Here is a 26,916-nt window from a genome sequence, read left to right on the forward strand (position 1 = left end):
TGCCAACGATTTTTCCTACAGCCAAAGTGAACACCGAAATGCCGGACCTCAACGCCCTCATGCAGAACTCCCTGGTACAGCGCGTACTGGAGTTCATCAAGCGCTACCCGGGGCTGATTGCGTTCTTCGGCTTTTGCTCCGGCATCGGCAGCTTCATTCTGGTGGACCGGCAAGCCAAGCTCGCGACCTGGATTGCCGTGATCATGCTGGTGAGCTGGGTGTGGCTGATGGTGGAAAACAGTGCCGTCGCGTTGCTGACCAAACTGTTGAAGCGCGAAATCCCGCAGCCATTGCTCCGATACGCCACACAGATGATCCATCAGGAGAGTCTGTTCTTCGTCCTGCCTTTTTTCTTCGTGACCACCACATGGAACAGCGGCCAGCTGGTGTTCACCGGTGTCCTCGCGGCGGCCGGGCTGATCTCGATCATCGACCCGCTGTATTACAAATGGCTGGCACCGCGTCGCTGGTTGTTCATGGCGTTGCACACGCTGACCCTGTTCGCCGCCTTGCTGACCGCGCTGCCCATCATCCTGCACCTTACCACCGCCGAGAGTTACAAGCTGTCGTTGATCATCGCCATGCTGCTGTCGTTCCCAAGCCTGGCTTCCAGCTTCCCGCTCAACAGCTGGAAGCGCGGCGCAGGGCTGGTGCTCATGACCTTGGCCATCGGCGGTGCTGGCTGGATGCTGCGCTCATGGGTGCCGCCTGCCACGCTGTGGCTGACCGAGGTGGCCGTCAGCACCCAGTTCGACAATCAGAACCGCACACCGGGCGAAAGCATTCAGGAGATCGGCGTCAGTCAACTGCGCAGCGCAGGGCTGTATGCGTACACGTCGATCAACGCTCCGCGCGGTCTGGACGAGCGGATTTATCACGTTTGGCGCCACAACGGCGAAGAAGTCGATCGAATTGCTCTAGACATCCACGGCGGACGTAAGGAAGGCTATCGCGCATGGACGCACAAACAGAATTTTCCACCCGATGTGCTGGGCAAATGGCAGGTGAGGGTGCTCACAGAGGATGGCCAGATGATCGGTGTTTTGCGCTTTGAAGTCACCGATTCGGATCAGCCTGCTGTCACGCGCAAGAAGATCAAGCCAGCGGGTGTGAAGCCCGGCGCAGACACATTGGGCTCGTCCGACTCGGACACTGACAAGCCTGATGAAACTGAGCCTGCGGCGAGCCCGTCCACCCCGGCCAAAACCAACTAAGCTCGTCGCTATGACCCCATCGATTTCCCTCGTCAACCGCGCACCGACGGTGTGCGGCAGCGTCAAACTGGACACTTCGACCGACCCTGCTCAGCTGTGGATCGCCGGAGACTGGACGCTTGCCCACTATCACGCACTCAAGCGCCAGACCGATGCTTTAAACGACGGTTTCGGCCCTGCCACGCAGGTGGACATGAGCGGGTTGGGTGCCCTCGATACGGCAGGCGCCTCGTTGCTGGTGGAGCTTCTGGGCGTTCAACGCCTGCGCTTGCTGGCCGTTCAGGCGCCGAACCTGCCCGAGTCGAGTCGTGCGTTGATGCAGACCATTCAAAGCGCGTTATGCGATTACTGCCAGCCGGTAAAGGACCCTGAAGTCCCCGTCGGCACTCAATTACTGGCGCGAATCGGGTCTGCTGTCGAAGTCGTCTGGAACGACACCCTGCAACTGCTCGGTTTCGTCGGCCTGATCCTGCAGACGTTCGTCACCATCCTGTTCCAACCGAAACGCTGGCGCACCACCTCGGTGATCGCCCACATCGAACAGATCGGCCTGGACGCGGCGCCCATCGTGGCGTTGTTAACGTTCATGGTCGGCGCCGTGGTGGCCTTTTTGGGTGCGACGGTCCTCAAGGCCTTTGGCGCCACCATCTTTACGGTCGACCTGATCGGCTTCTCGTTTCTGCGGGAATTCGCGGTGTTGCTGACGGCGATTCTCCTGGCGGGCCGCACGGCCAGTGCGTTCACCGCACAGATCGGTTCGATGAAAGCCAACGAGGAACTGGATGCCTTGCAGACCTTGGGCCTCAGTCCTACAGAGCTGCTGGTATTGCCTCGCGTGCTGGCGTTGCTCATCTCACTGCCGATGCTGACGTTTCTGGCAATGATCTGCGGCATCGTCGGTGGCGGCGTGGTGTGCGCGCTGTCCTTGGGGATTTCGCCGGCGATGTTTCTGTCGCTGATGCAAGCAGACATCGGCGTGCAGCACTTTCTGGTCGGGATCGTCAAAGCGCCGATCTTTGCCTTTTTCATCGCCGCGATTGGCTGCCTCGAAGGTTTCAAGGTCGAGGGCAGTGCTGAATCGGTGGGCGCTCACACGACGTCGAGCGTGGTGCAGTCAATTTTCGTGGTCATTGTGCTGGATGCACTGGCGGCGATGTTTTTCATGGAGCTTGGCTGGTGACCCGACGTTGCGTGCAACCCAGCGAAACCGTCATTGAGGTGCGTGGCCTGTGCAATCGCTTCGGGCCGCAGGTGGTTCACGAACATCTGGACCTGGACCTCTATCGCGGGGAAATCCTCGGGGTCGTGGGCGGCTCGGGCAGTGGCAAGTCGGTATTGCTGCGCAGCATCGTCGGATTGCAGCGTCCTGCTGAGGGCAATGTCCGGGTGTTGGGTCAGGATCTTCTGAATTTGTCCGTCAAAGATCGCTCCCAGGTCGAACGACGTTTCGGCGTGCTGTTTCAGAAGGGCGCGTTGTTCTCATCGCTGACGATCACCGAGAACGTCGCCTTGCCCCTGATCGAACACGCGGGGCTGAGCCGAGACGAGGCCGAGCATCTGGCCGGCATCAAGATGGCCTTGGCCGGGCTGCCACTGTCGGCCGCTCACAAATACCCGGCTTCGCTGTCGGGCGGCATGATCAAACGGGCGGCGCTGGCAAGGGCGTTGGCACTGGATCCGGACATTCTGTTTCTCGACGAACCCACGGCCGGGCTCGACCCGATTGGCGCGGGGGCCTTCGATCAGTTGATTTTGACCCTGCGCGACGCCTTGGGCCTGAGCGTGTTCATGGTCACCCACGACCTGGACACGCTGTACACCATCACCGACAGGGTGGCCGTGCTGTCTCAGAAACGCGTGCTGGTTGCCGATAGCATCGACAAGGTGTCGGCTTACAAGGACGCCTGGATTCACGAATACTTTCATGGCCCGCGCGGCCGCTCGGCCTATGCAGCGGCCACCCACCCACACGAGGTCTCATGATGGAAACCCGCGCCCATCACATCTTGATCGGCCTGTTCACGGTGATCGTGGTCGCCGCCGCGCTGCTGTTCGGGCTGTGGCTCGCCAAGTCCAGCGTCGACACGGCATTCAAGGATTATCAGGTGGTATTCAACGAAGCCGTGACCGGCCTGTCTCGCGGCAGCCCTGTGCAGTACAGCGGGATCAAGGTCGGTGACGTGGTTCAACTGCGTCTTGACCCTCAAGACCCGCGCCGCGTGCTGGCGCAGATTCGTGTGGCCGGGGAAACCCCGATCAAGCGTGACACCTTCGCCAAGCTCGCCCTGAACGGCATCACCGGGACCTCGATCATCCAGCTCAGCGGCGGCACGCCACAAAGCGAAGAGCTCAAAGGCGACGACGGCAACCTGCCTGTGATCATCGCGTCGCCGTCACCGATCTCACGGCTGCTGAACGACAGCAACGACCTGATCACCGGCATCAACGTGTTTCTTCATAACGCCAACGAACTCTTGTCGTCGAAGAACGTTCAGGCGCTGAGCAACACCATGGAGCATCTGGAGCAGACGACGGCGGTGATTGCCGACCAGCGCGACGATATCCGCCAGACCCTCAAGCAACTGCTGGTGCTGAGCAAGCAGGCCAGCGCCACGCTGGATCAGACCTCCACCGCGATGCGCAACGCCAATCTGTTGTTCACGGTTGACGGCAAGCAGGCCATCGCGACCGGTCAGGCGGCCATGGTGTCGTTGCAACAGAGCACCGACACCATCAACCAGTTGATCAAAGCCAACAAGGATTCCGTCGACGGCGGGCTACAGGGGTTGAGTGAGCTGGGCCCGGCGATTCGCGAGCTTCGCGAAACCCTGACCTCGCTCAAGACCATTTCACGCAGTTTGAATGCCAACCCAAGCGGCTACCTGCTTGGTAGCGACAAGAACAAGGAGTTCCAGCCATGAGGTTTGCCAGTCACTCAATCACCGGACTGTTGCTGGCAAGCGCACTGCTGACGCTCAGCGCCTGTTCGATATTGCCCAAGCAAGAGCCTTCGGATGTTTATCGGCTGCCGACCGCAGCGACCAACAGCAAGACGGTGACGCCAGCGCCTTGGTCGTTGCGGGTGGTCAAACCGAAATCCAGCGAAACCCTCGACAGTCCGCGCATCGCCGTCATCCCACAGGGTGATGTGATCAGCAGCTACAAAGGCGCCCGCTGGAGCGATCCGGCACCCGTGTTGCTGCGCAATCGACTGACCGATGCGTTCTACCGTGACGGGCGGGTACAGTCGATCAGCACTGACGACAGCAACCTGCAGGCGGATTTCGAGTTGGGCGGGGAGCTTCAGGCGTTTCAGAGCGAATACCGCGGTCAGGCCATCGACGTGGTGATTCGCCTGGACGCGCGGCTGGCCGATGATCATCAACGCATCGTCGCCAGTCGGCGCTTCGAGGTGCATCAGCCCGTTGGCGACAAACAGGTTCCGGCAGTGGTGGCAGCCTTCGGGCAGGCCAGCGATACGCTGTCCGCCCAAGTGCTGCAATGGACCCTGGAGCAGGGCCAGAAGCATTACACCGTCGAGCCGAAGAACCAGTAGCAGACGCAGATCGCGGCGATCACGCCTGCCAGTTCCGCCAGCAGCGCGCACCCGACGGCGTGGCGCGCACGCTGAATACCGACGGCACCGAAATACACCGCTAGGACATAGAAGGTGGTTTCGGTGCTGCCCTGGATCGTCGCTGCGACCAACGCCGGGAAGCTGTCCACGCCTTGGGTCTTCATCGTTTCGATCAGCATCGCTCGCGCGGCGCTGCCGGAGAACGGTTTGACCAGTGCGGTGGGCAGGGCATCGACAAAGCGGGTGTCCAGGCCCATCCACTGAATCACGTGGCGAATCCCCTCCAGCGCGAAGTCCAGCGCCCCGGACGCGCGCAGCACGCCCACGGCGCAGAGCATGGCGACCAGATACGGCAGCAAATTCTTGGCGACATCAAAGCCTTCTTTCGCGCCCTCGACGAACGTTTCGTAAACCTTGACCTTGCGCAGCGCCCCGACCACCAGAAACAGCATGATGATGCCGAACAGCGTCAGGTTACCGAGCACCGAGGACAGGCTGGCCAGCGCCGTTGCGGACAATCCGGCCAGCACGGCCATGAAGCCGCCCAGCAGCAATGCGCCAGGCACCAGATACGCCAGCACCACCGGGTCCCACAGGCGCAGACGCTGCATGACTGCAACGGACAGCAAGCCGACAAGGGTCGAGGCGCTGGTGGCGAGCAGGATCGGCAGGAAGACCAGTGTCGGATCGACTGCGCCCTGTTGCGCGCGGTAAACGAAGATGGTGACCGGCAGCAGCGTCAGCGAAGAAGCGTTGAGCACCAGAAACAGGATCTGCGCGTTGCTGGCCACAGTCTGGCTGGGATTGAGTTCCTGCAAAGCACGCATGGCCTTGAGGCCGATGGGCGTTGCGGCGTTGTCCAGACCCAGCGCGTTCGCAGCGAAGTTCAGCGTGATCAGGCCAAGGGCAGGGTGGCCGGGGGGTACCTCCGGCATCAGACGCCGGAACAACGGCCCTAATACTTTTGCCAGCCAGTCGACGATTCCGGCTTTCTGCGCGATGTTGAGAAAGCCAAGCCACAGGGTCAGCGTGCCGAACAGCACCACCATGACTTCCACCGACAGTTTGGCCATGGCAAAGATGCTTTCGACCATGGCGGCAAAAATCCCTGAGTTACCGCCTGCCAGCCATTGAGCCAGTGCGGAAATCGCCGCAACCACGAAAAAGCCAAGCCACAGGCCGTTGAGCATCAGTAAATCCCCTCGCAAGATGCGGGGATGATAGCGGCGGGACCGAAAACAACAAACCCTATCCCACAGTTACCAGACACGACACACAAACTGTAGGAGCGTGGCTTGTCCCGCGATCGGCTGCTCAGCAGTCGTGAAATCAGACCAGTCCATCTTGTCAGGTAATCCGCATTCGCCGTCTTTACGACGACTACGTCGCCGATCGCGGGACAAGCCACGCTCCTACAAAGTTATGCGGCGCTGCCCAGCCATCAGGTTCAGACCCGAACATGTAGGAGCGCGCTTGCCCGCGAATCAATTTTTCTGCCGACGAAGATGCATTGGATGGGCCGGCCTCTCGCCGGCAAGCGCGCTCCTACAGTTCAGTACGCCTAAAACAACAAACCCCAGCCAGGGCCGGGGTTTGTGTGTTTGCCGCTACTCAGCAATCAATCGACCGTCGACTGACCCGCCGGCAGGGATTCCTTGCTGCGCCAGTGCGGCAAGGAGTTCCAGTAGCGTTCGCCCTTGGCGTCGTCGTACATACCTTCCCAACGCGCGATGACCAGGACAGCCAAGGCATTACCGATCACGTTCAGCGCGGTACGTGCCATGTCCATGATCCGGTCGACGCCCGCGATGAAGGCCAGTCCTTCCAGCGGAATACCCACGCTGCCCAGCGTCGCCAGCAGCACCACGAAGGAAACACCCGGCACGCCGGCGATACCTTTAGACGTGACCATCAGGGTCAGTACCAGCATCAACTGTTGGCTGATCGGCATGTCGATGCCATACAGTTGCGCGATGAACAGCGCAGCGATGCTTTGGTAAAGCGTCGAACCGTCGAGGTTGAACGAGTAGCCAGTCGGCACCACGAAGCTGCTGATGGCTTTCGGCGCACCGTAGGCTTCCATTTTCTCGATCACGCGCGGCAGCACGGTTTCGGAGCTCGCGGTGGAGTAGGCCAGCACCAGCTCATCCTTGAAGATGCGCATCAGCTTGAGGACGGAGAAGCCGAACAGACGGGCAATCAGACCCAACACCACGAAGGCGAAGAACGCGATGGCCACGTAAACCAGAATCACCAGCTTGGCCAGCGGTAGCAGCGAGGCGAAACCGAAGTTGGCAACGGTCACGGCAATCAGCGCGAATACACCGATCGGCGCGTAGTTCATGATCATGTGGGTGACCTTGAACATGGTTTCCGATACGCCCTGAAATACCTTGACCAGCGGCTCACGCACTTCGGCGTTCAGGCTGGAAAGCCCCAGGCCGAAGAACACCGAGAAGAAGATGATCGGCAGCATGTCGCCACGTGCGACGGCCGCGAAGATGTTCGACGGGATGAGGTTGAGGATCGTGGCGATGAAGGCGTGATCGTGCTGAACCTCGGCGGTGGTCTTCTCGTATTGCGAGATGTCCACGGTACCCAGCGTGCTCATGTCGATGCCGGTGCCCGGGTGGAACACGTTGGCGAGCAAAAGGCCAACGACGATGGCAACCGTGGTAACGATTTCGAAGTACAGAATCGTCTTCAGACCGATGCGACCGAGCTTTTTCGCGTCCCCCACACCTGCGATGCCGACAACCAGCGACGAGATCACGATAGGGATGACGATCATCTTGATCAGGCGGATAAAGATGTCACCCGCTGGCTGGAGGATATTACTGATCCACCAGGCCTTTTCAGCACTGAAGTGATTGAGCAAGGCGCCCAATGCGACACCCAGTACCAGGCCGATGAGGATCTGCCAGGCGAGGCTGAGTTTTGCCTTCTTCATGTCATTACCCTTGTTGTAGTTGGCGTGGACATTTCTCAACCGACGCTTCCGAGGTCGCTCTTTTAGAGCAGCATCGAGGCGCGGATGCCCTTAGAGCTGTCCAGAAGGTCACCGCAAGCGAGCGTCCGAGCTCTTAGCAGGCGAAAAAGGGCGCAACTATTCCCATGGAAGGCCTTATCGTCTAATGCCGGAAATGCCTACCTCATGCCGAATCGGCATGAGGAAAATCAAAGACTTACCTAAAAACGGCTCAAATCGAGGCATTTCCAAAAGACGATTTCATGCTTGGAAGTGGCTAAAACGTCGCCTGTAGCGAGGCGGGGGACAAAAATGGCGAGGCAAGTGACAAATCGGTCACACGCGGCCGAAGCGGCATATTTCGGGATTTTTTCTCGATATACGGTCGTAGGAAATGATGAAGCGGCCATGTAGGAAGGGCAAAAAGAGGGAAAAACGCAGAAAACGCTGGTAATCACACCGGACCCATCGTTTGCGCGTCGCAAGTCCATGATCGGATCGCAGCGAGAGGGCTGATCTGACGATGGACTTGCGTTGCGGCTTTCCTGACCCGGCCCACGAACGGGAGTACTCCCTGTACACCTGGGTCGCTTCAACCATTCCCTTGGTCAGAACGTCCCGGCCCCTTGGTCACGCCCGATCCCTCCTCGGGGTCGAGCGGCTTTCGGGAAGACCCAAGCGAAATTCAGTCTTCCTTCATTTGAATCAGTACCAGTTTGGATCTTTCTTCAACTGCTCTTTCAGCAATCCCTGCATGCCTTCATCGGGTTTGCCGAGAAAGCGGTAGTCAGCATGCCGAGTCGGGGATTTGTCTGCCGGCAGTCCGGCTGGCACTTCCACCAACATCGCATAGGCATGCGACTTGTCGAGACTGAACGCCACGATGAGCCGTTTGTTGAGGCACGTGTCCTGGGTTTCGCAGAGAGGCCCTACCAGGTATTTGTCGCCATCTTCGGTCACCGCGTTCATCTGCTCGGAGGTACCGGACAGATTGATCACCCAATCGGGCAAACGCTCCTCTTTCTTCACAACACCCGACCACGTCTGACGATATTCCGGGTCCGAACTGAGCAGTTCGCTAACCCTCGCCTGACCGTCGTTAGCCGCCATCGCCATGGCGCTGGCGCTCGTCGAAAGCGCCAGCGTCAACGCATGGAAATGCGCGCGACCCATGGTTAACCCCGACCGCGACGGCCGAAGAAGAACGACACGACAAACATCACCAGGAACACAATGAAGAGAATCTTGGCGATACCCGTGGCGGTGCCTGCGATACCACCGAAGCCCAGTACTGCTGCAACAATGGCGATGATCAGAAATGTAATAGCCCAGCTCAACATGGTGATTCTCCTTACCGTTTTTAATTTTTAACTGCGACGAGGTGTCGGATTGGACCCTCGACGTAGATCGTGTCCCTGACCGTATTAATCAGAAGACCCAACTCTGCTGACGCGGCGCTTGTTCGATAGCGGCTGCTGCGTCCTCGACCGGTTGCAGGCTCAGCGCAACGTCCGTGGCCTTCAACGCACTCGCCTTGGCGAAGGGAGCGCTGTGGCTGTAGGCGTGTTGAATCTGAACCGCGTCGTGATCCTGATTCCAGTGGTTGAACTGCTGAACAACGATCAAAGTGACCATCAAGGCCAAACTGGCAAACAGACCTTGCTGCAGATGCAGTGGGGAAATGCGAAGTTTGGCGAGTGGTTGAGTGTTCATTCAGCAGGCTCCAGGAATCTTGTTGGCCGACGTTGCAGACCTTTGTTACCTGAGACATTGCAGCCTGTGTGCCAGCTTTTTTAACGTAGAAAACTCCTTTTAAATCAGATACTTATTTAATTATGAAGGAACTTTCTTACGAGCAAGCTGCACGATTGAACAATTGGCATCGTGCGTATTGCACGAAGAGAGAGGCGAGGATCAAAAAACGGCGAGACCTGTGCCGCATCCCCCGGAGGAGCGCGCTTGCCCGCGAGAGGCCGGTACATCCGACACATCCTCATCGGCGGAACAATTGATTCGCGGGCAAGCGCGCTCCTACAGAACCTTGTCGAGTCAACGCTACGTAACGTTTTAGACGCGCCCAGAAATTACCCGGCGCTTCGGGTCATGACGCGCAAGGTGTCGGCATCCACGCCTTTGACCCCACGGATGTTGCGGGCGATTTCGACGGCCAGTTCTTTCTCGGCGTAATTGGCGACGACACCGTCCAGGCTGACCACGCCACTCTTGGTTTCCACTTTTATATTGAGCCCGTCGAGGTTGCGGCTATAGATGAGGCTGGATTTGACCTTGCTGGTAATCCAGGCATCACTGAATTCCTCACGTACGCTGCTGGCTTGCGCCTGATTCTGCTCCTTGATGGCCTGCGTATCCCGTGCACTGAGGCTGATCAGGTTGTTCACCTCGGTGACGCCGTCAGTGTTGCTGGCCAGGCTGCCTGCCAGTTGCTTGGCCTCGGCATCCTTCGCCTGACCTTTCAACGTGACCACGCCTTGAGCCGCAGTGACATCGATATTGAGCCCTTCGGTGACGCTGTTCCACAGCAGCTTCGACTTGATGGTTGCAGTCAGCGTCGCGTCATCGAAACGCTGGGCCATGTTGGCTTTAGTGCCGGGTTCTGCGGCCACTTGCGGATCAATCTCCAACTGGTTATCGACCTTGATGATGCCTTGGGTATCGCCCGCGATCTGAGTCGCCAGATCCTTATCGACCTGATTCTCGACCTTGCCCGTCAGCACCGCCGTACCTTGCTCGACCTTCACGCCAATATTGAAGGGGCTCAGGTGACGGTTGAGCGCGAACGCGGTCCAGATCGACCCTTCCTGACGCGCCTGGGACAGCTGCGTCTGCAAATCGCCCTGCGCGGCCTCGGCGACGAGAGGGGTCATTCCGAGCAGGCCGGCGGTGCCGACAGCCAGAGCGATTTTTTTCAGCGGGTGCATGGCAATCTCCAGACATTTTCAAAAAGTGTTACTGGAGAGACTTTTCATTTGCCCGGATGTTCTGTTTCGCGAATCACCGCGCCGCGAGCCAACGGCTTGAAGCGCTGTGTCCGCTGATGTTCGACGAACTGTGTGTTTTTTGAGTTTTTTAGCAGATCACTACCATGCGGCTCGTTTAATCAATCAGAATGAACCATGCAACTTGCCCGATTTTTCCGGGACTAACCAAGATCATTCATTTAGGAGCGTAGGAAAAATGGAAGCAGCCACTGAGAATCAGGGCCGTATTCTGCTTGTGGATGATGAATCCGCCATCCTTCGCACGTTCCGCTATTGCCTGGAAGATGAAGGCTACAGCGTCGCCACCGCCAATAGCGCGGCTCAGGCCGAGGCGCTGCTGCAACGCCAGGTGTTCGACGTATGCTTCCTGGACCTGCGTCTGGGGGAAGACAACGGGCTGGACGTACTGGCGCAGATGCGTGTTCAAGCGCCCTGGATGCGCGTGGTGATCGTGACCGCGCACTCGGCCGTAGACACCGCCGTCGATGCCATTCAGGCTGGGGCCGCTGACTACCTGGTCAAGCCCTGCAGCCCGGACCAGCTGCGCCTGGCAACCGCCAAGCAACTGGAGGTCCGTCAGCTGTCTGCACGGCTCGAAGCGCTTGAAGGCGAAGTGCGCAAACCCAAGGACGGCCTGGATTCCCACAGCCCGTCGATGATGGCGATTCTGGAAACGGCCCGTCAGGTCGCCAATACGGACGCCAACATTCTGATTCTGGGTGAGTCAGGGACCGGTAAGGGCGAGCTGGCGCGCGCGATCCACGGTTGGAGCAAGCGCAACAAAAAAGCCTGCGTCACCATCAACTGCCCGTCGCTGACAGCTGAGCTGATGGAAAGCGAGCTGTTCGGTCATAGCCGTGGCGCGTTCACGGGCGCCAGCGAAAGCACGCTGGGCCGAGTGAATCAGGCCGATGGCGGTACATTGTTCCTCGACGAAATCGGGGACTTCCCGCTGACGCTGCAACCCAAGCTGCTGCGCTTCATTCAAGACAAGGAATACGAGCGCGTCGGCGACCCGGTCACCCGCCGCGCAGACGTGCGCATCCTCGCCGCCACGAACCTGAATCTGGAAGACATGGTCCGTGACGGGCGTTTCCGTGAAGACCTGCTCTACCGTCTGAATGTCATTACTCTGCACCTGCCGCCGCTGCGTGAGCGTAGCGAAGACATCCTGACGCTGGCCGACCGCTTCCTGGCACGCTTCGTCAAAGAGTACAGCCGCCCGGCGCGTGGCTTCAGCGAAGAGGCACGCAGCGCGCTGCTCAACTACCGCTGGCCAGGGAACATCCGCGAGCTTCGCAACGTGATCGAACGGGCGAGCATTATCTGCCCGCAAGAGAAGGTCGAAATCACCCATCTGGGCATGGCCGAACAGCCGACCAACAATGCACCGCGCGTTGGCGCGGCATTGAGTCTGGACGAACTGGAAAAAGCCCATATCGGGGCGGTGCTGGCCACCAGTGACACCCTGGATCAGGCCGCACGTACGCTCGGCATCGATGCGTCGACGCTGTACCGCAAACGCAAGCAGTACAACTTGTAATGGGGCGTCGATGAAATTCGGGATGAAGTTGCGCACGCGCCTGTTCCTCAGCATTTCGGCGCTGATGACCGTCGCTCTGTTCGGGTTGTTGCTGGGACTGGTCAGCGTCATGCAGATGGCTCAATCCCAGGAGTCGCTGATTCGGCACAACTTCATCACGCTCGATATCGGTCTCAAGCTCAGGCAGAACCTGGGCGACCAACTGGTGATGCTGCTCAGGGATACGCCGGATCGAGCCGCGTTGGCACAGAATCAGGCGCAGTTCCAGGAACTGCTTGATCAGGGCATCGACCACGACCAGCAGACCTACACGAACAGCGGCTTCGAAAAAGCGCGTCTGGACTACGAGCAATTTCTGAACGCCCTTCAGCGTGCCGACGATCCGCCCAACGCGCTGGGTGATGACAAGAACGTGACCAGCGCTTTCAACACACTGCGCAACGGTCTGCTGGATGCGCATCGGCAGGCACTGGAAAACATCAGTCAGGCTGAAAGCGCGTCCCGCAGCCGCGCCTTGTGGGTCGCGGCGCTGCTTGGACTGGTGGGGCTCGCGGTGCTGGCGATCGGCTTTGTCACGGCGCATGGCATTGCACGCCGGTTTGGTGCGCCCATCGAGGCGCTGGCCAAGGCGGCTGACAATATTGGCCAGGGCAACTTCGAGGTGACATTACCCATCTCCTCCGCCGCGGAAATGAACCTGCTGACCCGGCGCTTCGGCATCATGGCCGAAGCCTTGCGTCAGCATCAGGTCACCAACGTCGACGAACTGCTGGCCGGCCAGCAGCGTTTGCAGGCGGTACTCGACAGCATCGACGATGGCTTGCTGATGATTGATCGTCAGGGTCGACTCGAGCACCTGAACCCCGTGGCTCAGCGTCAGCTCGGCTGGGAAGAGAGCAAGCTCGGTCAAGGACTAGGCGAAGCGCTGCAACGGCCCGAGCTGGATGAACAGCTGTATCTGGTGCTGCGCGGCGGGACGCTTGAGAGGGCGCCGGAAGACCTGTCCATCGAGATCGACGGCGAAAACCGAATCCTGACGTACAGCCTGACCCCCGTCAGCCACACCAAAGGCCATGTGCTGGGGGCCGTGATGGTGTTACACGACGTCACCGAGCAGCGAGCGTTCGAGCGCGTGCGCAGTGAGTTCGTCCTGCGCGCGTCTCACGAGTTGCGCACACCCGTCACCGGCATGCACATGGCCTTCGGGTTGTTGCAGGAACGGGTGCACTTCCCGCCTGAGTCCCGTGAAACAGACCTGCTCAAGACGGTTAACGAAGAAATGCAGCGCTTGATGCAACTGATCAACGACCTGCTGAACTTCTCTCGCTACCAGAACGGCCTGCAGAAGCTCACCCTCGCACCTTGCGACGTCAGCGAGCTGCTGACTGACGCGCGTGAGCGATTTGCCGAAGCGGCACGCGAACAGGACGTGATGGTGCTGCTGGAAATGCAGGAACCCTTACCCCGGCTGCAAGCCGACAAGGCTCATCTTGAGCGCGTCCTGGACAACCTGCTGGATAACGCGCTGCGACATACGCCTCAATCCGGTCTCATCCGCCTGCAAGCGCGGCGTCACGGCGAACGCCTGATCATCAGCGTCGAAGACAACGGTGAGGGGATTGCCTATGAGCAGCAGGCTCGAATTTTCGAGCCCTTCGTTCAAGTCGGACGCAAGAAAGGCGGGGCAGGCCTCGGACTGGCACTGTGCAAGGAGATCGTGCAGTTGCACGGGGGCCGCATGGGTGTGTATTCACGACCGGGGCAGGGCACGCAGTTCTACATGGCGTTGCCTCTGTAGGCGTCTACCAGCTCGTTCCCATAAAGAACCCGGCCTGGCGCGCACCTGATCCATCACGCCACATCATCAGCGCGTCGCCCTGCGCTGCGCCGTCCACCCGTCACCAGCTCGGTGAACTTGCTCGCGCTCAGGGGCCGTGCGAACAGCCAGCCCTGGCCATAAATCACACCTTCACTTTTGAGCAGCAGGGCCTGCGACTCGAACTCAATCCCTTCAGCAATCACCCTCAATTGCAGCGCATGCGCCATGCGGATGATATGCGGGGCAACACCGCTGCTGGCTGCGTCATGACCCAGCGCATCAATGAACGCTTTGTCGATCTTCAGGCAGTCCACTGGCAAGGTCTGCAAGTAGGCGAGGCTGCAATAACCGGTGCCGAAGTCGTCGATCAACACCTGATGCCCACGATCACGCAGCGCCTGCAGGTGATTGCGCGCCACCACCACATCGACCAGCCCCCGTTCGGTCACCTCAAAGGCAATCTGCCGGGGCGCAACCCGATGCAGCGCAAGCAGCTTGGCCGTCACTCGACCAATGCGTGGCGCCATTACGTCGCACGCCGCGAGGTTGACCGACACGTACAGATGCGGATTCGCCCGCAATAGGTGGCCGAGCTGTTCCAGTAACTGCTGCAGCACAAAGTCGGTGATCTGCCGGATTTGCCCGGTGTTCTCGGCCAGCGGAATGAAGAGGTCAGGGCTGGTCAGCGTGCCGTCAGGTCGTCGCCAGCGCACCAAGGCCTCAGCGCCCACGCACAGCCGGGTGTTGAGGTCGAAAATGGGTTGATACAAGACCTTCAGCTCACCCCGACGCAGCGCACCGTGCAACTCGCCCCCCAACGACTGCCGCTGCCGGACCAGTTGCAGCACCAGAATCCCGATGCACAACGACACCAGCACGCTCGCGGGCACCAATAGCCACCAGGCGCCAGTGATCTTTTGCTGCAAACCGTTACGCGGGGTAATCAGCACCAGCTGGTATTCCGGGCTCTGAGTCGGCATCCGGTAAACCAGTTTGTCCTGGGTGGTGATCAGCGCTTCAGAAGACGTCGGGGTCCAGTCGGAGGTGGGCGGCCAAGTCTGCGCCGGCCCTAACACAGGCACGGCCTTGGTGCCTTGGTCCAGCACCACGACCAGGCTGCCACCGGGAGGCAAATCCACCACGTCGGTCAGGTGCCCGCGAGAGGTCGATACACGAAAATCCCCACGGCCCAGCATCAGCGACGCGAGGTTGTCATCGGGTTGGGTGGAGGTGTTGAGCCAATAGTCGTACGTCGGCCCGCGGATGTCGGGCGCACGCGGCTTGCCGATCATGCTTTGTCGCGTCCAGCTGGAGCAGAACTGCGTGTCGTCTACGTAAGCCACTTCATAGATGAAGCGATACCGCGAGTTGACCTGCCGCAATTGCTCGATCATCGCCGGGCCACAACCGCGTAGCGGCTGTGCTTCGAGCTGGTCCAGACCTGCACGTAATTGCCCGAACAACTGCTCAAGACGCACCAGAAAACGTTCGCCCTGAGCGTTCATCTGCGCGCTTTCTTCCTGCCGCGCCTGATGCATCGCCAGGCCGAAACTGGCCGCCAGCAGCACGACAGCACTCAACAACGCTGCCAGCAGTGCCAGGAGTGAAGGGCGATAAAGAACTGAGCGCAGCTGCGGTGAAGCCGTGAACATCGGCCGGTTTTCCAGATGAATACCAATGAGGTATAGCAACAAGCGCGGAAATAGCCCGCCAAAAACCGACGGTACGGGTAATTTAGTGCCTGAGGTTGAGCACCTGAAGAATAGCTGCACTTTGAAGATCAGGCTCACCGTCGAATTTCTGCGGGCGATAGTGCATCTGAAAAGCCGCCAATACATGGCGACTCGCAATGTCCCATTCCCCGGTTTGCGGCGTCGCATAGCCCAGGAGCGCGAGTTGCTGCTGGAACCATGTCGCGCTGGGCACCACGCCCATCATCTGCGACTGACGCTGCGCAACCTGCTGCTCATCAGGCCAGATGCCGAGGCCTTCCTGCGCGAGCCGCTTCCAGGGGAACAGCGGTCCTGGGTCCAGTTTGCGCATCGGTGCGATGTCGCTGTGTCCAATGACATGCCGAGGTTCGATCTTGTTACGTTTGACGATGTCTTTGAGCAGCACGATCAATGACTGGATCTGCGCTTCGCTGTACGGATACCAAAGCCGGCCCGTCGGCGTGTCGCGGTAACCCGGATTGACGATTTCGATGCCGATGCTGCTGGAGTTCAGCCAGGTTCGGCCGTCCCATTCACTTTCACCTGCGTGCCATGCACGCTGGCTTTCATCGACGAGTTTGTAGACCGTGGCCGGGCCATCGCCGATCAGGTAGTGGGCGCTGACCTCACCATGGGTCAGCAAGGCGAGCGAGCGATCAAGGGATGCCGAGGTGTAGTGCACCACGACAAACTGCGTGCGGCTGTCGAAATTGGCGGAGGGATGGCTGGTGTCGAACTTCGGACCGCTGGCGCAAGCGGTCAGCAACAACAGCAGGCAAAACGCTGAAAAAAACTTCATAAAAGGCAGAACACATAGACAAGTAATGCAACAGTGTAACGTAATGCCAGCGCAGCGCTCAAAAATGGCTGCTGCCGCACCTCACTTCCTGCTGCCAGACCTTCAGCCTTGCTCTATGCGATTACGCCCTTCGGCTTTGGCTCGGTATAACGCCTGATCCGCGCGTTTGAGCACCAGATCGCTGCGCTCACCCGGCTTGAACGTCGTGATGCCCATGGACACTGTGATCGTCACCGGCTCGCCTTTGAAGTGAAAAGGACAGGCCTCGATGGTCACACGTAATCGTTCGAGCAGCGCCAGGCCCTCGGCCATTTGAGTATGAGGGAGCAGGAACACAAACTCCTCACCGCCGAAACGAGCAATGAAGTCCGACGGCCTCACGCGCTTTTGCAGCTGCGTGGCAATGATCTTCAGGACTTTGTCGCCGGCCAAATGACCGTAGCCGTCGTTGATACGCTTGAAATGGTCCAGGTCGAGAATTCCCAACAGCAAACTGGAGCGGTGCTTCTGCAACTGGTCGACTTCACGATCAAGCCGTTCGTTCCAGGCAGCACGGTTAGGCAGGCCGGTGAGGGTGTCGATCAGGGCCTTCTGTCGCTGCTCTTCCAGGTGCGCGCGGAACCCCTGCGCCTCTTGCTCCATCGTTGCCACACGGCTGGCCAACGATTGCAGACGCGTGGCAACCTCCTGCTCCCGTTGATCGCGTTGCTTCTGATGCTCGTCCATCGTGCCGAGCAAGCCCTCAAGACGGCTTTCCAACACGTTCTTCAGACTGTCGAGATCGGCCGCTTCCTGCACGCTGCTTTGCAGACCGCCGACATGCTCTCGTAATTGATCGTTCAGCTCCCGCGAAGCGGACTGCTGCCCTGCGTGGTCCTCGCTGGCGGCCTGCAAGTTGCTCTGGAACGACTCCAGTCGTTCGTTGAGCTGTTTGAGGTAAAGCTCGAACTCATGCTGACCGCTGTCAGTGATCGCCAGCATCAAGACGGCAAGATCGTCGAGGATCGGCAGCAACTCGTACCAGTTCAATCCATGCTCGAGCCGGGCACGCATGGCCTCGGCTTGTGGGCGGTGATGCTCGGGCAACGTCAGATCGTTGAGCAGGCCCAGCAGAGTTTCCTCGATGTGCGCAGCGACCGAGCTGTAACTCGGCTCGGGCGAAGAGGGCAGCGCATAAGGCCCATCTTCTTCGGCATCGCCCTCGGCGGCGGGCTCGTCGTCGCTGTCCGTCTCTTCGTCAGTCTGCGCTGCGGCCTCCTGATCATCGCTGGACTCCGATTCCGCCTGCGCGATCGCGTGCTCTTCCCCGTCCGGAGTTGGCTCGTCGCTCACCTCAGCAGCGTCTGACTCGGCAGGCGCGACATCGGGCGCAGCTTCTGCTGGCGCTGACTCGGCGCTCGGTTCGACGGGCGTTGCTTCGGCTTCGATCTCCAGGGGTTCAAGCGCTGGCGTCGCGACAGACGCCGATTCAGCGGCTGGCGTAGCAGACTCTCGCGGCTCGGGCTCGAGTTCCGCCTCGACCGTAGGCACCGCGACCTCGGGCACCGCCGGCGTATCGGCAACGGCTGCGACGGGCGCCTCTGTCATTGCGGGAGCTATCGCCACAGGAGCAGGCTTTTCAGTCATCACCCCCGCGTCTGATTGCGCCGGAGCCTCGTTAGTCCACTGTGCGGCCTGAGACGTGCCGCGCTCGGGAGCAGTTTCCTCATCCTCAGGATCAGGCTGGTGAACACTCGTTGGCGCAGGCTTCGGTGCTTCGACGGGACTGTGGGCAGACGCAGTCGCCTCTCCCTCTTCGTGCGAATCCCGACCACCAAACAGACGCTGGAGAAACCCGGGGCGAGCCGCTTCTTCCGGGTGCTCAAGCTGAGCCAGGGCCTGACTTTGCAGCCCGCTCAATTCGCTGAGCAGCAGCGGCAGCTCGCGGGCCTGATTGACGCGGTCTTCAAGATTCTTGGCGAAGCGCTTGAGCGGTTTGGCGACTTCTCGGGGCAACGGCAGCGATTGCAGCTGTGCGACCAGCGAGGTCAACGCCGTTCCCATTTGCTCGACACGCTTTTCGCGACGCTGCTCGGAGTCCAACACGGCTTTTTCAAGGCGAGGAATCAAGGCCGCCAGACCGGCGTCCATGTCGTCCTTGCGAACGATCTCGCGCATCTCCTTCATGCACTGATCGACCGCCTTATCAGCGCCCTCGGCCGCCAGGCTGCTGCGCACAAGGCCGCGCCGGAGCAGGTCGAGACGAGCGTTCCAACGCTTTTCCAGCTTGTCTTGCTGCTCGATGCTCTTGAGGTACTTTTCTTTCCAGCGTTGGGCTTCGTCGCTCATTCCGAGGGTCCGCGAGGAGATGAGCTTGTTATCGGCAGAGAGTCCCCAATTAATGAGGCCGGCAAGCGAATCTCCACCGCGACGGGCAGATGATCGGAAATGGGCGCAGCCAGGACCTGCACTTTTTCAAGCGTCAGGGTCGGACTGAGGAGGATGTGGTCCAGGCAGCGCTGCGGGCGCCAGCTGGGAAACGTTGCTTCGATCTGTGGCGCAAGCAAGCCAAGATCCCGCAAGGGAGAGGTTTCCAGCAAATCGGCGGCGTGGGTGTTCATGTCACCCATCAGGACCTGATGCTTGTAGCCGCCGATCAGCTCACGGATGTAAGCGAGCTGCCGTGTACGGGTACGCGCACCCAGCGCCAGGTGCATGACCACCACGACCAGCGCGTCTTCGCCTTCACCGAAACGAACCAGAATGGCGCCACGCCCGGCAGGGCCCGGTAGAGGATGGTCTTCGATATCCCACGGACGCAATCGGCTCAGCACGCCGTTACTGTGCTGGGCAAAACGTCCGAGGTTACGATTGAGTTGCTGATGCCAGTACGGAAAGGAACCGAGCTGGGCGAGGTGTTCGACCTGATTGACGTAGCCTGAACGCATGCTGCCGCCATCGGCTTCCTGCAACGCGACCAGATCGTAGTCGTTCAGCAGGTTGCCGATTTTCTGCAGATTCCCGGCCCGACCGTTGTGGGGCAGCAAGTGCTGCCAGCCACGGGTCAGGTAATGCCGGTAACGCTCGGTACTGATGCCCACCTGAATGTTGAAGCTGAGCAACCGGAGCCGGCCATCGGCTGGCAATCCGGATTCCTGCACATGTCGCTCGTTGACCTTGGGGGTGTGCCGGGCAACAGTGCGTTCAGTACCCCAGCGCGTCATGGCCGGCGCTTACTTGGCGGTGAGCGTTGCGCGCTCTTTGGCGATCAACTGATCGGCCACTTGCAGCGCTTGTTCAGGACCACCGGCAGTGCCCAGATCGAAGCGGTACTTACCGTTGACGATCATGGTCGGGACGCCCGTGATTTCATACTTCTTGGCCAGTTCTTTGTACTGGGCGATCTTGCCCTTGACGGCGAACGAGTTGAAGGTTTCCAGGAATTTGGTCTTGTCGACGCCTTGGGTGGCAACGAACTCGGCCATGTCGTTCGGGTCGGTCAGGCGCTTGCCGCCTTTCTGGATGGCATCGAACACGGCGGTGTGGACCTTCTTCTCTACACCCATGGTGTCCAGGGTAATGAACAGCTGGCCATGGGCATCCCATGGGCCGCCGAACATGGCAGGAACACGGATGAAGTGAACGTCGGCCGGGAGTTTTTCAATCCATGGATTGATCACGGGTTCGAACGCGTAGCAGTGAGGGCAGCCATACCAGAACATTTCGACGACTTCGATCTTGCCTGGCTCGGAAACCGGGACGGCGCTGCTCAGCTCGACATATTGCTTGCCGGCTTCGATTGGCTCTGCAGCTTGAGCGGTCAGACCGAACAGGCTGGTGAACACCAGAGCGGCGCTGAGAATCAGATTACGCATGCTTAACTCCTGGGCATGAAAAGTCACCTCGACAGCGGCTGTTGGACCGGGCGGGGTGATGTGAGTTCGCAAGTGTAACGCCTGCGCGCATAAAAAAGGGCAGCCGTTCGCTACCCTTTTTGGCCCGTCCGCACATGAAACATGTGCAAACATTTCCGGTCGTCGATCCGCCTGCGACGGGGCGTGCAGCCTTAATCGAGGCTTAATGCAGTCCCTGTATGTAGGCCGACAATGCGTCGATATCCTTGTTGCTCAGCTTCGAGGCGATGGTGCGCATGACCATCGTGTCACCGTCGTTGGTGCGCTCGCCTTCGCGGAACGCCGTCAGTTGCTTCTTCACGTAGTCGGCATGCTGTCCACCCAGGTGTGGAAAGCCGGCAGCAGCATTACCCGCGCCGTTGGGCGAGTGACATCCCGTGCAGGCCGGCATGCCTTGATCCAGCTTGCCGCCACGGAACAAGGCTTCGCCTCGTGCTACCAGATTTGGATCGGCTGCACCGACGCTGCCTTTCTGGCTGGCGAAGTACGCGGCGATGTCGGCCAGGTCCTGCTCATTGAGGTTGTTGAGCAGACCTGTCATTTCCAGCACGACACGCTTGCCGTCCTTGATTTCGTGCAATTGCTTGAGCAGATAGCGCGGACCTTGTCCGGCGAGTTTAGGGAAGTTGGGGGCCATGCTGTTACCATCCGGGCCATGGCACGCGCCACAGACTGCGGTTTTGGCCTGGCCGGCGGCAGGATCGCCCACGACCGCATCAGCGGCCTGGGTGGTGCTTGAGATGCCCAAGATCAACAGCAGACTCACCAGTAGTTTGTTCATCGGCTAATCCAGTACATTTTATTGTTGGAGTAAGGTTAGTCCGACTTGCGCGAACTTCATCCTGCTGACGCACAAAGCACACACAAAATCTGCGGCATTATATACTTGCGCCCATCAAACGGAAACGACACCCCGTTGCTGCACGATTGCCGCAACGCCCTCACCGGATATCCCATGCAACTCAAGAACCCGATCCTCGGTTTGTGCCAACAAGCCAAGTTCATGCTCAGCGCCGCCAAAGTCGACCAATGCCCGGACGACGAAGGTTTTGAAGTGGCCTTTGCCGGCCGCTCCAACGCCGGTAAATCCAGCGCGCTGAACACCCTGACCCACGCCAGCCTGGCGCGCACCTCGAAAACGCCGGGTCGCACGCAGCTGCTGAACTTCTTCAGTCTGGACGATGATCGGCGTCTGGTCGACCTGCCCGGTTACGGTTATGCAAAAGTACCGATTCCGCTCAAGCAACACTGGCAGCGTCACCTTGAGGCTTACCTGGGCAGCCGCGAGAGTTTGAAGGGTCTTATCCTGATGATGGACATCCGTCACCCGATGACCGACTTCGACCTGCTGATGCTCGACTGGGCCATCGCCAGCGGCATGCCCATGCACATCCTGCTGACCAAAGCAGACAAGCTGACCTTCGGCGCGGCCAAAAACACGCTGCTCAAGGTGCAGTCGGAAATTCGCAAGGGTTGGGGCGACGCGGTCACCATCCAGCTGTTCTCGGCGCCCAAGCGCATGGGCCTGGAAGAGGCGTACACCGTGCTGGCCGACTGGATGGAACTGGAAGACAAGGCGCCTGCAGCGTAAATCGCAGGCAAAAAAAACCCCGGACTTCATATGGGGAGGGGAAGTTCGGGGTCTAAGTCCAGACCACTAGGGAGAGGTCCGGATATCTGCCAACACTTAACACAACATAGGAGCATGAGTGGCTACGTCAACCACTCGCCATCTCTGACCGGGTTTTGTCCGCTGAAGTTCAAAATCTGCGGAAATTTAATGTTGGCTGTAGCAGTGGCTCGCCTTGCGCGGCCCTTTCCAGAGCGGTCAAACCGGCCAATCTGTGGGAGCAAGCTTGCTCCCACAGTTGCGTCATCCGATCAAATATTGATCAATGCGCCTCGTCCCAGTTACTGCCCACACCCACTTCCACCAGCAACGGCACGTCCAGATCCGCCGCGCCACTCATGTGGACGCGGATGTCCTTGCTGATCTGCTCGACCAGATCCTCGCGCACTTCAAGCACCAGTTCGTCGTGAACCTGCAGAATCACGCGAGCATCAAGACCTGATGTATCCAGCCAGCCATTCACCGCGACCATTGCACGCTTGATGATATCGGCGGCCGTGCCCTGCATCGGCGCGTTGATCGCCATGCGTTCAGCCCCTTTGCGCAGCGCCTGGTTCTTCGCGTTGATGTCCGGCAGATAAAGACGACGCCCGAAAATCGTTTCAACGAAACCCTGCTCGGCCGCCTGCGTGCGGGTGCGCTCCATGTATTCGAGCACGCCGGGATACCGCGCGAAGTAACGGTCCACATACGCTTGCGACTGTTTGCGGTCGACGCCGATCTGCTTGGCCAGGCCAAACGCGCTCATGCCGTAAATCAGACCGAAGTTGATCGCCTTGGCGCTGCGACGCATGTCGTTCGTGACCTCTGGCAATTCGACGCCAAATACCTCCGCCGCCGTTGCCCGGTGAACGTCCAGGTCGTTACGGAAGGCATGGAGCAGCCCTTCGTCCTTGGCCAGATGCGCCATGATCCGCAATTCGATCTGCGAATAGTCCGCCGCCAGCAGCTTGTAGCCTTGCGGCGCGACGAACGCCTGACGAATCCGGCGGCCTTCGGCAGTACGGATCGGAATGTTCTGCAGGTTCGGATCGCTGGACGACAAGCGTCCGGTCACGGCCACTGCCTGATGATATGACGTGTGGATACGCCCGGTGCGCGGGTTGATCTGCTCGGGCAGTCGGTCGGTGTAGGTGCTTTTCAGCTTGCTCATCGAGCGGTACTGCATCAGCACCTTCGGCAGCGGAAACTCTTGTTCAGCCAACTCCGCAAGCACCGCTTCTGCCGTAGAAGGCTGTCCGGTGGCCGTCTTGCTGATGATCGGCATGCCGAGCTTTTCATACAGGATCACGCCCAACTGCTTGGGCGAACCGAGGTTGAATTCCTCGCCCGCGATGGCAAACGCCTCACGCTCGAGCTCGGTCATCTTGTTGCCCAATTCGACACTCTGGATGCCCAGCAACTTGGCATCGACCAGCGCGCCTTGGCGCTCGATGCGCGCCAGGACCGGCATCAGTGGCATTTCGATCTCGTTCAGCACCGGCGCCAGGGTCGGGATCTTCTCGAGTTTCGCCTGCAGGATTTCGTGCAGACGCAACGTCAGGTCGGCTTCCTCGGCGGCGTAGATGCCCGCCTGCTCCAGCGCGATCTGGTCGAAAGAAAGCTGCTTGGCGCCCTTGCCGGCGATGTCCTGGAAGTTTACCGGCGTGTGATCCAGATACTTGGCGACCAGACTGTCGCGGTCATGGCGAGTGGCAGTCGAGTCCAGCACATAGGATTCGAGCATGGTGTCGAACTTCACGCCCTGGACATTGATGCCCTGGCTCTGATCCCCGCCGATGGCGCAGTTCGCCATTAGGTTAATGGCGAACTTGGCGTGCTGGCCGACTTTGATCTTGCTCGCGTCCTCCAGCATCGGTTTGACGGCGTTGAGCACCGCATCGCGATCCAGCTGCTGCGGCACGCCCATGTAGGAGTGGGTCAACGGGATGTAACAGGCTTCGTGGGTCTTGATCGCGAACGACAGGCCAACGATCTGCGCGCGTTGCGCATCGGTGCCGTTGCTCTGCACAACGAAGGCAAACAGGCTGGCTGCCTGAAGTTTCTTCAGCCAGTCGTCAAACTGGGTCTGCTCCAGAATCAGCTCATACTTGGCCTCGATGACCGGCGCAGCTTCTTCGACAGGCGCAATCTCGGCCCCTTCCTGTTTGGCTTCACGCTGCAGATCATTGATCCAGCTCTTGAATTCAAGCTCGGTGTACAACGCCAGCAAGGCTTCGCGGTCCGGTTCGCCGCAGTGCAACGCATCCAGTTCGATGTCCAGCGGTACGTCGACCTTGATGGTTGCCAGCTGGTAGGAAAGGAATGCCATCTCCTTGTGCTCTTCGAGCTTGGCGGGCAACGATTTTGCGCCACGAATCGCCAGCGTCGGAACCTTGTCGAGGTTCTCGTAGAGCTCTTTGAGACCACCGTTGATGCCCACCAGCAGGCCAGCGGCGGTCTTTTCACCCACGCCAGGAACGCCGGGAATATTGTCGACTTTGTCGCCCATCAGCGCGAGATAATCGATGATGTGCTCGGGACCGACGCCAAATTTCTCTTTCACGCCAGCCACATCCAGCACGCTACCGGTCATCGTGTTGACCAAGGTAATGTGCCCGTCGACCAACTGCGCCATGTCTTTGTCACCGGTGGAAATGACCACCGGACGATCCGCTGCAGCACTGCTGCGCGCCAGCGTGCCGATCACATCGTCGGCTTCCACGCCTTCAACGCACAGCAACGGATAACCCAGGCCTTTCACGCAGTTATGCAGAAAGTCGATCTGCACGCGCATGTCGTCAGGCATGCTCGGACGATTGGCCTTGTACTCGGCAAACATTTCATCGCGGAAGGTTCCGCCCTTGGCGTCGAACACCACGGCGAACGGGCTTTCGGGATACTGTTTGCGCAGGCTCTTGAGCATGTTCAGCACGCCCTTGACCGCACCGGTAGGCAGGCCCTTGGACGTGGTGAGTGGCGGCAGCGCGTGGAAGGCGCGGTACAGATAAGAAGAACCGTCCACCAGGACGAGGGGCGCGAGACTCATGTGCAGGATCAACCTTTTCGGCGGGGTCGGCGCTAGAATGCGAGGACCGTTGACGACAAAGGAGCAAGGTTATCATGCGTACACAAAATCGCTTGTTACTGGTCGCTCTGTTGGTTGCCCCGCTGATCGCGGCGGCCGCCGAAGACGAAGCCCCGTCGGCTGAACCTGACGTCACGATCCGCAAGGACGGTGACAATTTTGTGCAGGAATACAAGGCAAACGGCTTCGTTTATGCGGTAAAAATCACGCCTAAATACGGCAAACCGTACTATCTAGTGCGCGCCGATGGCACCAGCGGTCAATTCATTCGTTCGGATCAACCGGACATGCTGATCCCCCAGTGGGTACTATTCAGCTGGTAACGCCTTACATTCACCTTTTGCTGGCAGTGTTCATATGTCTGTTTTTACTCCCCTGGCTCGGCCCGAGCTGGAAGCTTTTCTCGCCCCGTACGGGCTCGGCCAACTGCGTGATTTCCAAGGCATCGCAGCCGGAAGTGAAAACACCAATTTCTTCATCAGCATGGAGAAGGGCGAGTTCGTCCTGACGCTTGTCGAGCGCGGCCCCGTGCAGGAAATGCCGTTCTTCATCGAACTGCTGGACGTGTTGCACGAGGCAAATCTGCCGGTGCCCTACGCCCTGCGCACCACCGACGGCCAAGCGTTGCGCGAGCTCAAAGGCAAGCCCGCGCTGCTGCAACCGCGTCTGTCGGGCAAGCACCCGACCGAACCGAATACTCAGCACTGCGCGCAGATCGGCGAGCTGATGGCGCACATGCACCTCGCGACCCGTGAAAAGACCATCGAGCGCAAGACGGATCGCGGTCTGGACTGGATGCTGGAGGAAGGTAGCAGCTTCATTTCGCACCTTGGCGAAACGGAAGGCGCGCTGCTGAAGCGCTCCGTCGAGGAAATCGAGCGGCAGAAAGGCAAGATCATGGCCCTGCCGCGCGCCAACGTCCACGCCGACCTGTTCCGCGACAACACGCTGTTTGAGGGCACTCACCTGACCGGCGTGATCGACTTCTACAACGCCTGCTCCGCACCGATGCTGTATGACGTCGCGATCGCCGTGAACGACTGGTGTTCGTTCGAAGACGGCAAAATCGATGCGCCACGCGCGCGCGCATTGCTGGGCGCCTACGCGGGATTGCGTCCGTTTACGGCGGCGGAAGCTGAACTGTGGTCGACGATGCTGCGCGTAGGTTGCGTACGGTTCTGGCTGTCGCGCCTGATCGCGGCGGAAAGCTTTGCCGGGCAAGACGTATTGATCCACGACCCGTCTGAATTCCGCAAACGCCTGGAACAGCGCCAGGAAACGCATATTCCGTTGCCATTCGCGTTGTAAATGCATTCGCGAGCAAGCTCACTCCCACAGGACCGAAGCCGAACAGGCGCCCGTGCATCAACCCGGTCCCTGTAGGAGACGTCCGAGGTAACGAGGGCAGCGATGCGGTGTGCCAGTCACCGGTGATGGTGCCGACCCACCGCATTCGCGAGCAAGCTCACTCCCACAGGACCGAAGCCTAACAGGCGCCCGTGCATCAACCGGTCACTGTAGGAGACGTCCGAGGTTACGAGGGCAGCGATGCGGTGTGCCAGTCACCGGTGATGGTGCCGACCCACCGCATTCGCGAGCAAGCTCACTCCCACAGGACCGAAGCCGAACAGGCGCCCATGCATCAACCCGGTCCCTGTAGGAGACGTCCGAGGTTACGAGGGCAGCGATGCGGTG

At 59.7% G+C, this 26,916-nt stretch carries 23 protein-coding genes; 10 read left to right on the forward strand and 13 right to left on the reverse strand.

The window, feature by feature from the left end:
- Positions 1-38: 38 nt before the first annotated feature.
- From ABDX87_RS13335 to ABDX87_RS13355, 5 genes are read left to right on the forward strand one after another with little or no spacing between them, the layout of a single operon-like run.
- A complete protein-coding gene (locus ABDX87_RS13335; RefSeq protein WP_431061235.1) occupies positions 39-1,214 on the forward strand; it encodes a DUF5924 family protein in 1,176 nt (391 codons plus the stop codon).
- Positions 1,215-1,224: 10 nt separating this feature from the next.
- On the forward strand, positions 1,225-2,394 hold the full coding sequence (locus ABDX87_RS13340) for an ABC transporter permease (protein WP_346833248.1): 1,170 nt from the start codon (positions 1,225-1,227) through the stop codon (positions 2,392-2,394).
- Positions 2,395-2,405: 11 nt separating this feature from the next.
- Positions 2,406-3,197 carry an ABC transporter ATP-binding protein gene (locus ABDX87_RS13345; RefSeq protein WP_425262253.1) on the forward strand — a complete coding sequence of 264 codons (792 nt, stop codon included), beginning with the start codon at positions 2,406-2,408 and terminating at the stop codon, positions 3,195-3,197.
- Entirely contained in the window at positions 3,197-4,135 is a 939-nt protein-coding gene (locus ABDX87_RS13350) for an MlaD family protein (RefSeq protein WP_074757587.1), read from the forward strand. The genes ABDX87_RS13345 and ABDX87_RS13350 overlap by 1 nt, the downstream gene beginning before the upstream one ends.
- Positions 4,132-4,770 carry an ABC-type transport auxiliary lipoprotein family protein gene (locus ABDX87_RS13355; RefSeq protein ID WP_346833249.1) on the forward strand — a complete coding sequence of 213 codons (639 nt, stop codon included), beginning with the start codon at positions 4,132-4,134 and terminating at the stop codon, positions 4,768-4,770. Before ABDX87_RS13350 ends, ABDX87_RS13355 begins: the two co-directional genes overlap by 4 nt.
- Here ABDX87_RS13355 and ABDX87_RS13360 read toward each other — a convergent pair.
- The 6 genes from ABDX87_RS13360 to ABDX87_RS13385 form a co-directional block, all read right to left on the reverse strand.
- Positions 4,743-5,981 carry a nucleoside recognition domain-containing protein gene (locus ABDX87_RS13360; RefSeq protein ID WP_346833250.1) on the reverse strand — a complete coding sequence of 413 codons (1,239 nt, stop codon included), beginning with the start codon at positions 5,979-5,981 and terminating at the stop codon, positions 4,743-4,745. The two genes, ABDX87_RS13355 and ABDX87_RS13360, sit on opposite strands and share 28 nt — an antisense overlap.
- 428 nt (positions 5,982-6,409) lie before the next feature.
- Entirely contained in the window at positions 6,410-7,741 is a 1,332-nt protein-coding gene (gene gltP, locus ABDX87_RS13365; protein WP_346833251.1) for a glutamate/aspartate:proton symporter GltP, read from the reverse strand.
- Between the two features lie 723 nt (positions 7,742-8,464).
- Positions 8,465-8,932 carry an inhibitor of vertebrate lysozyme family protein gene (locus ABDX87_RS13370; RefSeq protein WP_346833252.1) on the reverse strand — a complete coding sequence of 156 codons (468 nt, stop codon included), beginning with the start codon at positions 8,930-8,932 and terminating at the stop codon, positions 8,465-8,467.
- A gap of 2 nt (positions 8,933-8,934) precedes the next feature.
- Positions 8,935-9,099, reverse strand: coding sequence for a DUF1328 domain-containing protein (locus ABDX87_RS13375; RefSeq protein ID WP_025257796.1), 165 nt, complete (start codon positions 9,097-9,099; stop codon positions 8,935-8,937).
- Positions 9,100-9,187: 88 nt separating this feature from the next.
- Positions 9,188-9,472 carry a hypothetical protein gene (locus ABDX87_RS13380; protein ID WP_346833253.1) on the reverse strand — a complete coding sequence of 95 codons (285 nt, stop codon included), beginning with the start codon at positions 9,470-9,472 and terminating at the stop codon, positions 9,188-9,190.
- A gap of 371 nt (positions 9,473-9,843) precedes the next feature.
- Positions 9,844-10,698 (reverse strand): BON domain-containing protein, encoded by an 855-nt coding sequence (locus tag ABDX87_RS13385; RefSeq protein WP_346833254.1) that lies wholly within the window; start codon positions 10,696-10,698, stop codon positions 9,844-9,846.
- 256 nt (positions 10,699-10,954) lie between these two features.
- Between ABDX87_RS13385 and algB the strand changes: the two genes are divergently transcribed.
- Positions 10,955-12,301, forward strand: coding sequence for a sigma-54-dependent response regulator transcription factor AlgB (gene algB, locus ABDX87_RS13390; protein WP_346833255.1), 1,347 nt, complete (start codon positions 10,955-10,957; stop codon positions 12,299-12,301).
- Positions 12,302-12,311: 10 nt separating this feature from the next.
- Positions 12,312-14,099, forward strand: a complete 1,788-nt coding sequence (locus ABDX87_RS13395; protein ID WP_346833256.1) for a KinB sensor domain-containing domain — start codon at positions 12,312-12,314, stop codon at positions 14,097-14,099.
- 53 nt (positions 14,100-14,152) lie between these two features.
- On the opposite strand, the gene ABDX87_RS13400 is transcribed toward ABDX87_RS13395, so the two are convergent.
- The 6 genes from ABDX87_RS13400 to ABDX87_RS13425 all read right to left on the reverse strand — a co-directional run bounded on the left by ABDX87_RS13400 (position 14,153) and on the right by ABDX87_RS13425 (position 21,305).
- On the reverse strand, positions 14,153-15,772 hold the full coding sequence (locus ABDX87_RS13400; RefSeq protein WP_346833257.1) for an EAL domain-containing protein: 1,620 nt from the start codon (positions 15,770-15,772) through the stop codon (positions 14,153-14,155).
- Between the two features lie 82 nt (positions 15,773-15,854).
- Positions 15,855-16,631 carry an N-acetylmuramoyl-L-alanine amidase gene (locus tag ABDX87_RS13405; protein ID WP_346833258.1) on the reverse strand — a complete coding sequence of 259 codons (777 nt, stop codon included), beginning with the start codon at positions 16,629-16,631 and terminating at the stop codon, positions 15,855-15,857.
- Between the two features lie 102 nt (positions 16,632-16,733).
- Positions 16,734-18,959 carry a GGDEF domain-containing protein gene (locus ABDX87_RS13410; protein WP_346833259.1) on the reverse strand — a complete coding sequence of 742 codons (2,226 nt, stop codon included), beginning with the start codon at positions 18,957-18,959 and terminating at the stop codon, positions 16,734-16,736.
- Entirely contained in the window at positions 18,956-19,834 is an 879-nt protein-coding gene (locus ABDX87_RS13415) for an endonuclease/exonuclease/phosphatase family protein (RefSeq protein WP_346833260.1), read from the reverse strand. Before ABDX87_RS13415 ends, ABDX87_RS13410 begins: the two co-directional genes overlap by 4 nt.
- Positions 19,835-19,843: 9 nt before the next feature.
- Positions 19,844-20,485 (reverse strand): thiol:disulfide interchange protein DsbA/DsbL, encoded by a 642-nt coding sequence (locus tag ABDX87_RS13420; protein WP_074757562.1) that lies wholly within the window; start codon positions 20,483-20,485, stop codon positions 19,844-19,846.
- Between the two features lie 202 nt (positions 20,486-20,687).
- Positions 20,688-21,305, reverse strand: coding sequence for a c-type cytochrome (locus ABDX87_RS13425; protein WP_346833261.1), 618 nt, complete (start codon positions 21,303-21,305; stop codon positions 20,688-20,690).
- Between the two features lie 174 nt (positions 21,306-21,479).
- Here ABDX87_RS13425 and yihA point away from each other — a divergent pair, with 174 nt between their 5' ends.
- Positions 21,480-22,115, forward strand: coding sequence for a ribosome biogenesis GTP-binding protein YihA/YsxC (gene yihA, locus ABDX87_RS13430; RefSeq protein WP_062386430.1), 636 nt, complete (start codon positions 21,480-21,482; stop codon positions 22,113-22,115).
- Between the two features lie 301 nt (positions 22,116-22,416).
- Here the strand turns inward: yihA and polA are convergent, their stop codons facing one another.
- Positions 22,417-25,182: a DNA polymerase I gene (gene polA, locus ABDX87_RS13435; RefSeq protein WP_346833262.1), complete on the reverse strand. Its 2,766-nt coding sequence runs from the start codon at positions 25,180-25,182 to the stop codon at positions 22,417-22,419.
- Positions 25,183-25,256: 74 nt separating this feature from the next.
- On the opposite strand from polA, the gene ABDX87_RS13440 reads away from it, so the two are divergent.
- Positions 25,257-25,544, forward strand: a complete 288-nt coding sequence (locus ABDX87_RS13440; protein ID WP_346833263.1) for a DUF2782 domain-containing protein — start codon at positions 25,257-25,259, stop codon at positions 25,542-25,544.
- Between the two features lie 34 nt (positions 25,545-25,578).
- Positions 25,579-26,529, forward strand: a complete 951-nt coding sequence (locus tag ABDX87_RS13445; protein WP_346833264.1) for a homoserine kinase — start codon at positions 25,579-25,581, stop codon at positions 26,527-26,529.
- The last annotated feature ends 387 nt before the right edge of the window (positions 26,530-26,916 follow it).

The organism is Pseudomonas abietaniphila, from assembly GCF_039697315.1.
Lineage (GTDB): Bacteria > Pseudomonadota > Gammaproteobacteria > Pseudomonadales > Pseudomonadaceae > Aquipseudomonas > Aquipseudomonas abietaniphila_B.

What these genes read in the sequence shown, in the direction of transcription:
- ABDX87_RS13335 (WP_431061235.1), top strand. Translation starts at nt 39, where the DNA reads ATGCCGGACCTCAACGCCCTCATGCAGAACTCCCTGGTACAGCGCGTA.
- ABDX87_RS13340 (WP_346833248.1), top strand. Translation starts at nt 1,225, where the DNA reads ATGACCCCATCGATTTCCCTCGTCAACCGCGCACCGACGGTGTGCGGC.
- ABDX87_RS13350 (WP_074757587.1), top strand. Translation starts at nt 3,197, where the DNA reads ATGGAAACCCGCGCCCATCACATCTTGATCGGCCTGTTCACGGTGATC.
- ABDX87_RS13355 (WP_346833249.1), top strand. Translation starts at nt 4,132, where the DNA reads ATGAGGTTTGCCAGTCACTCAATCACCGGACTGTTGCTGGCAAGCGCA.
- ABDX87_RS13360 (WP_346833250.1), bottom strand. Translation starts at nt 5,981, where the DNA reads ATGCTCAACGGCCTGTGGCTTGGCTTTTTCGTGGTTGCGGCGATTTCC.
- gltP (WP_346833251.1), bottom strand. Translation starts at nt 7,741, where the DNA reads ATGAAGAAGGCAAAACTCAGCCTCGCCTGGCAGATCCTCATCGGCCTG.
- ABDX87_RS13370 (WP_346833252.1), bottom strand. Translation starts at nt 8,932, where the DNA reads ATGGGTCGCGCGCATTTCCATGCGTTGACGCTGGCGCTTTCGACGAGC.
- ABDX87_RS13375 (WP_025257796.1), bottom strand. Translation starts at nt 9,099, where the DNA reads ATGTTGAGCTGGGCTATTACATTTCTGATCATCGCCATTGTTGCAGCA.
- ABDX87_RS13380 (WP_346833253.1), bottom strand. Translation starts at nt 9,472, where the DNA reads ATGAACACTCAACCACTCGCCAAACTTCGCATTTCCCCACTGCATCTG.
- ABDX87_RS13385 (WP_346833254.1), bottom strand. Translation starts at nt 10,698, where the DNA reads ATGCACCCGCTGAAAAAAATCGCTCTGGCTGTCGGCACCGCCGGCCTG.
- algB (WP_346833255.1), top strand. Translation starts at nt 10,955, where the DNA reads ATGGAAGCAGCCACTGAGAATCAGGGCCGTATTCTGCTTGTGGATGAT.
- ABDX87_RS13395 (WP_346833256.1), top strand. Translation starts at nt 12,312, where the DNA reads ATGAAATTCGGGATGAAGTTGCGCACGCGCCTGTTCCTCAGCATTTCG.
- ABDX87_RS13400 (WP_346833257.1), bottom strand. Translation starts at nt 15,772, where the DNA reads ATGTTCACGGCTTCACCGCAGCTGCGCTCAGTTCTTTATCGCCCTTCA.
- ABDX87_RS13405 (WP_346833258.1), bottom strand. Translation starts at nt 16,631, where the DNA reads ATGAAGTTTTTTTCAGCGTTTTGCCTGCTGTTGTTGCTGACCGCTTGC.
- ABDX87_RS13410 (WP_346833259.1), bottom strand. Translation starts at nt 18,959, where the DNA reads ATGAGCGACGAAGCCCAACGCTGGAAAGAAAAGTACCTCAAGAGCATC.
- ABDX87_RS13415 (WP_346833260.1), bottom strand. Translation starts at nt 19,834, where the DNA reads ATGACGCGCTGGGGTACTGAACGCACTGTTGCCCGGCACACCCCCAAG.
- ABDX87_RS13420 (WP_074757562.1), bottom strand. Translation starts at nt 20,485, where the DNA reads ATGCGTAATCTGATTCTCAGCGCCGCTCTGGTGTTCACCAGCCTGTTC.
- ABDX87_RS13425 (WP_346833261.1), bottom strand. Translation starts at nt 21,305, where the DNA reads ATGAACAAACTACTGGTGAGTCTGCTGTTGATCTTGGGCATCTCAAGC.
- yihA (WP_062386430.1), top strand. Translation starts at nt 21,480, where the DNA reads ATGCAACTCAAGAACCCGATCCTCGGTTTGTGCCAACAAGCCAAGTTC.
- polA (WP_346833262.1), bottom strand. Translation starts at nt 25,182, where the DNA reads ATGAGTCTCGCGCCCCTCGTCCTGGTGGACGGTTCTTCTTATCTGTAC.
- ABDX87_RS13440 (WP_346833263.1), top strand. Translation starts at nt 25,257, where the DNA reads ATGCGTACACAAAATCGCTTGTTACTGGTCGCTCTGTTGGTTGCCCCG.
- ABDX87_RS13445 (WP_346833264.1), top strand. Translation starts at nt 25,579, where the DNA reads ATGTCTGTTTTTACTCCCCTGGCTCGGCCCGAGCTGGAAGCTTTTCTC.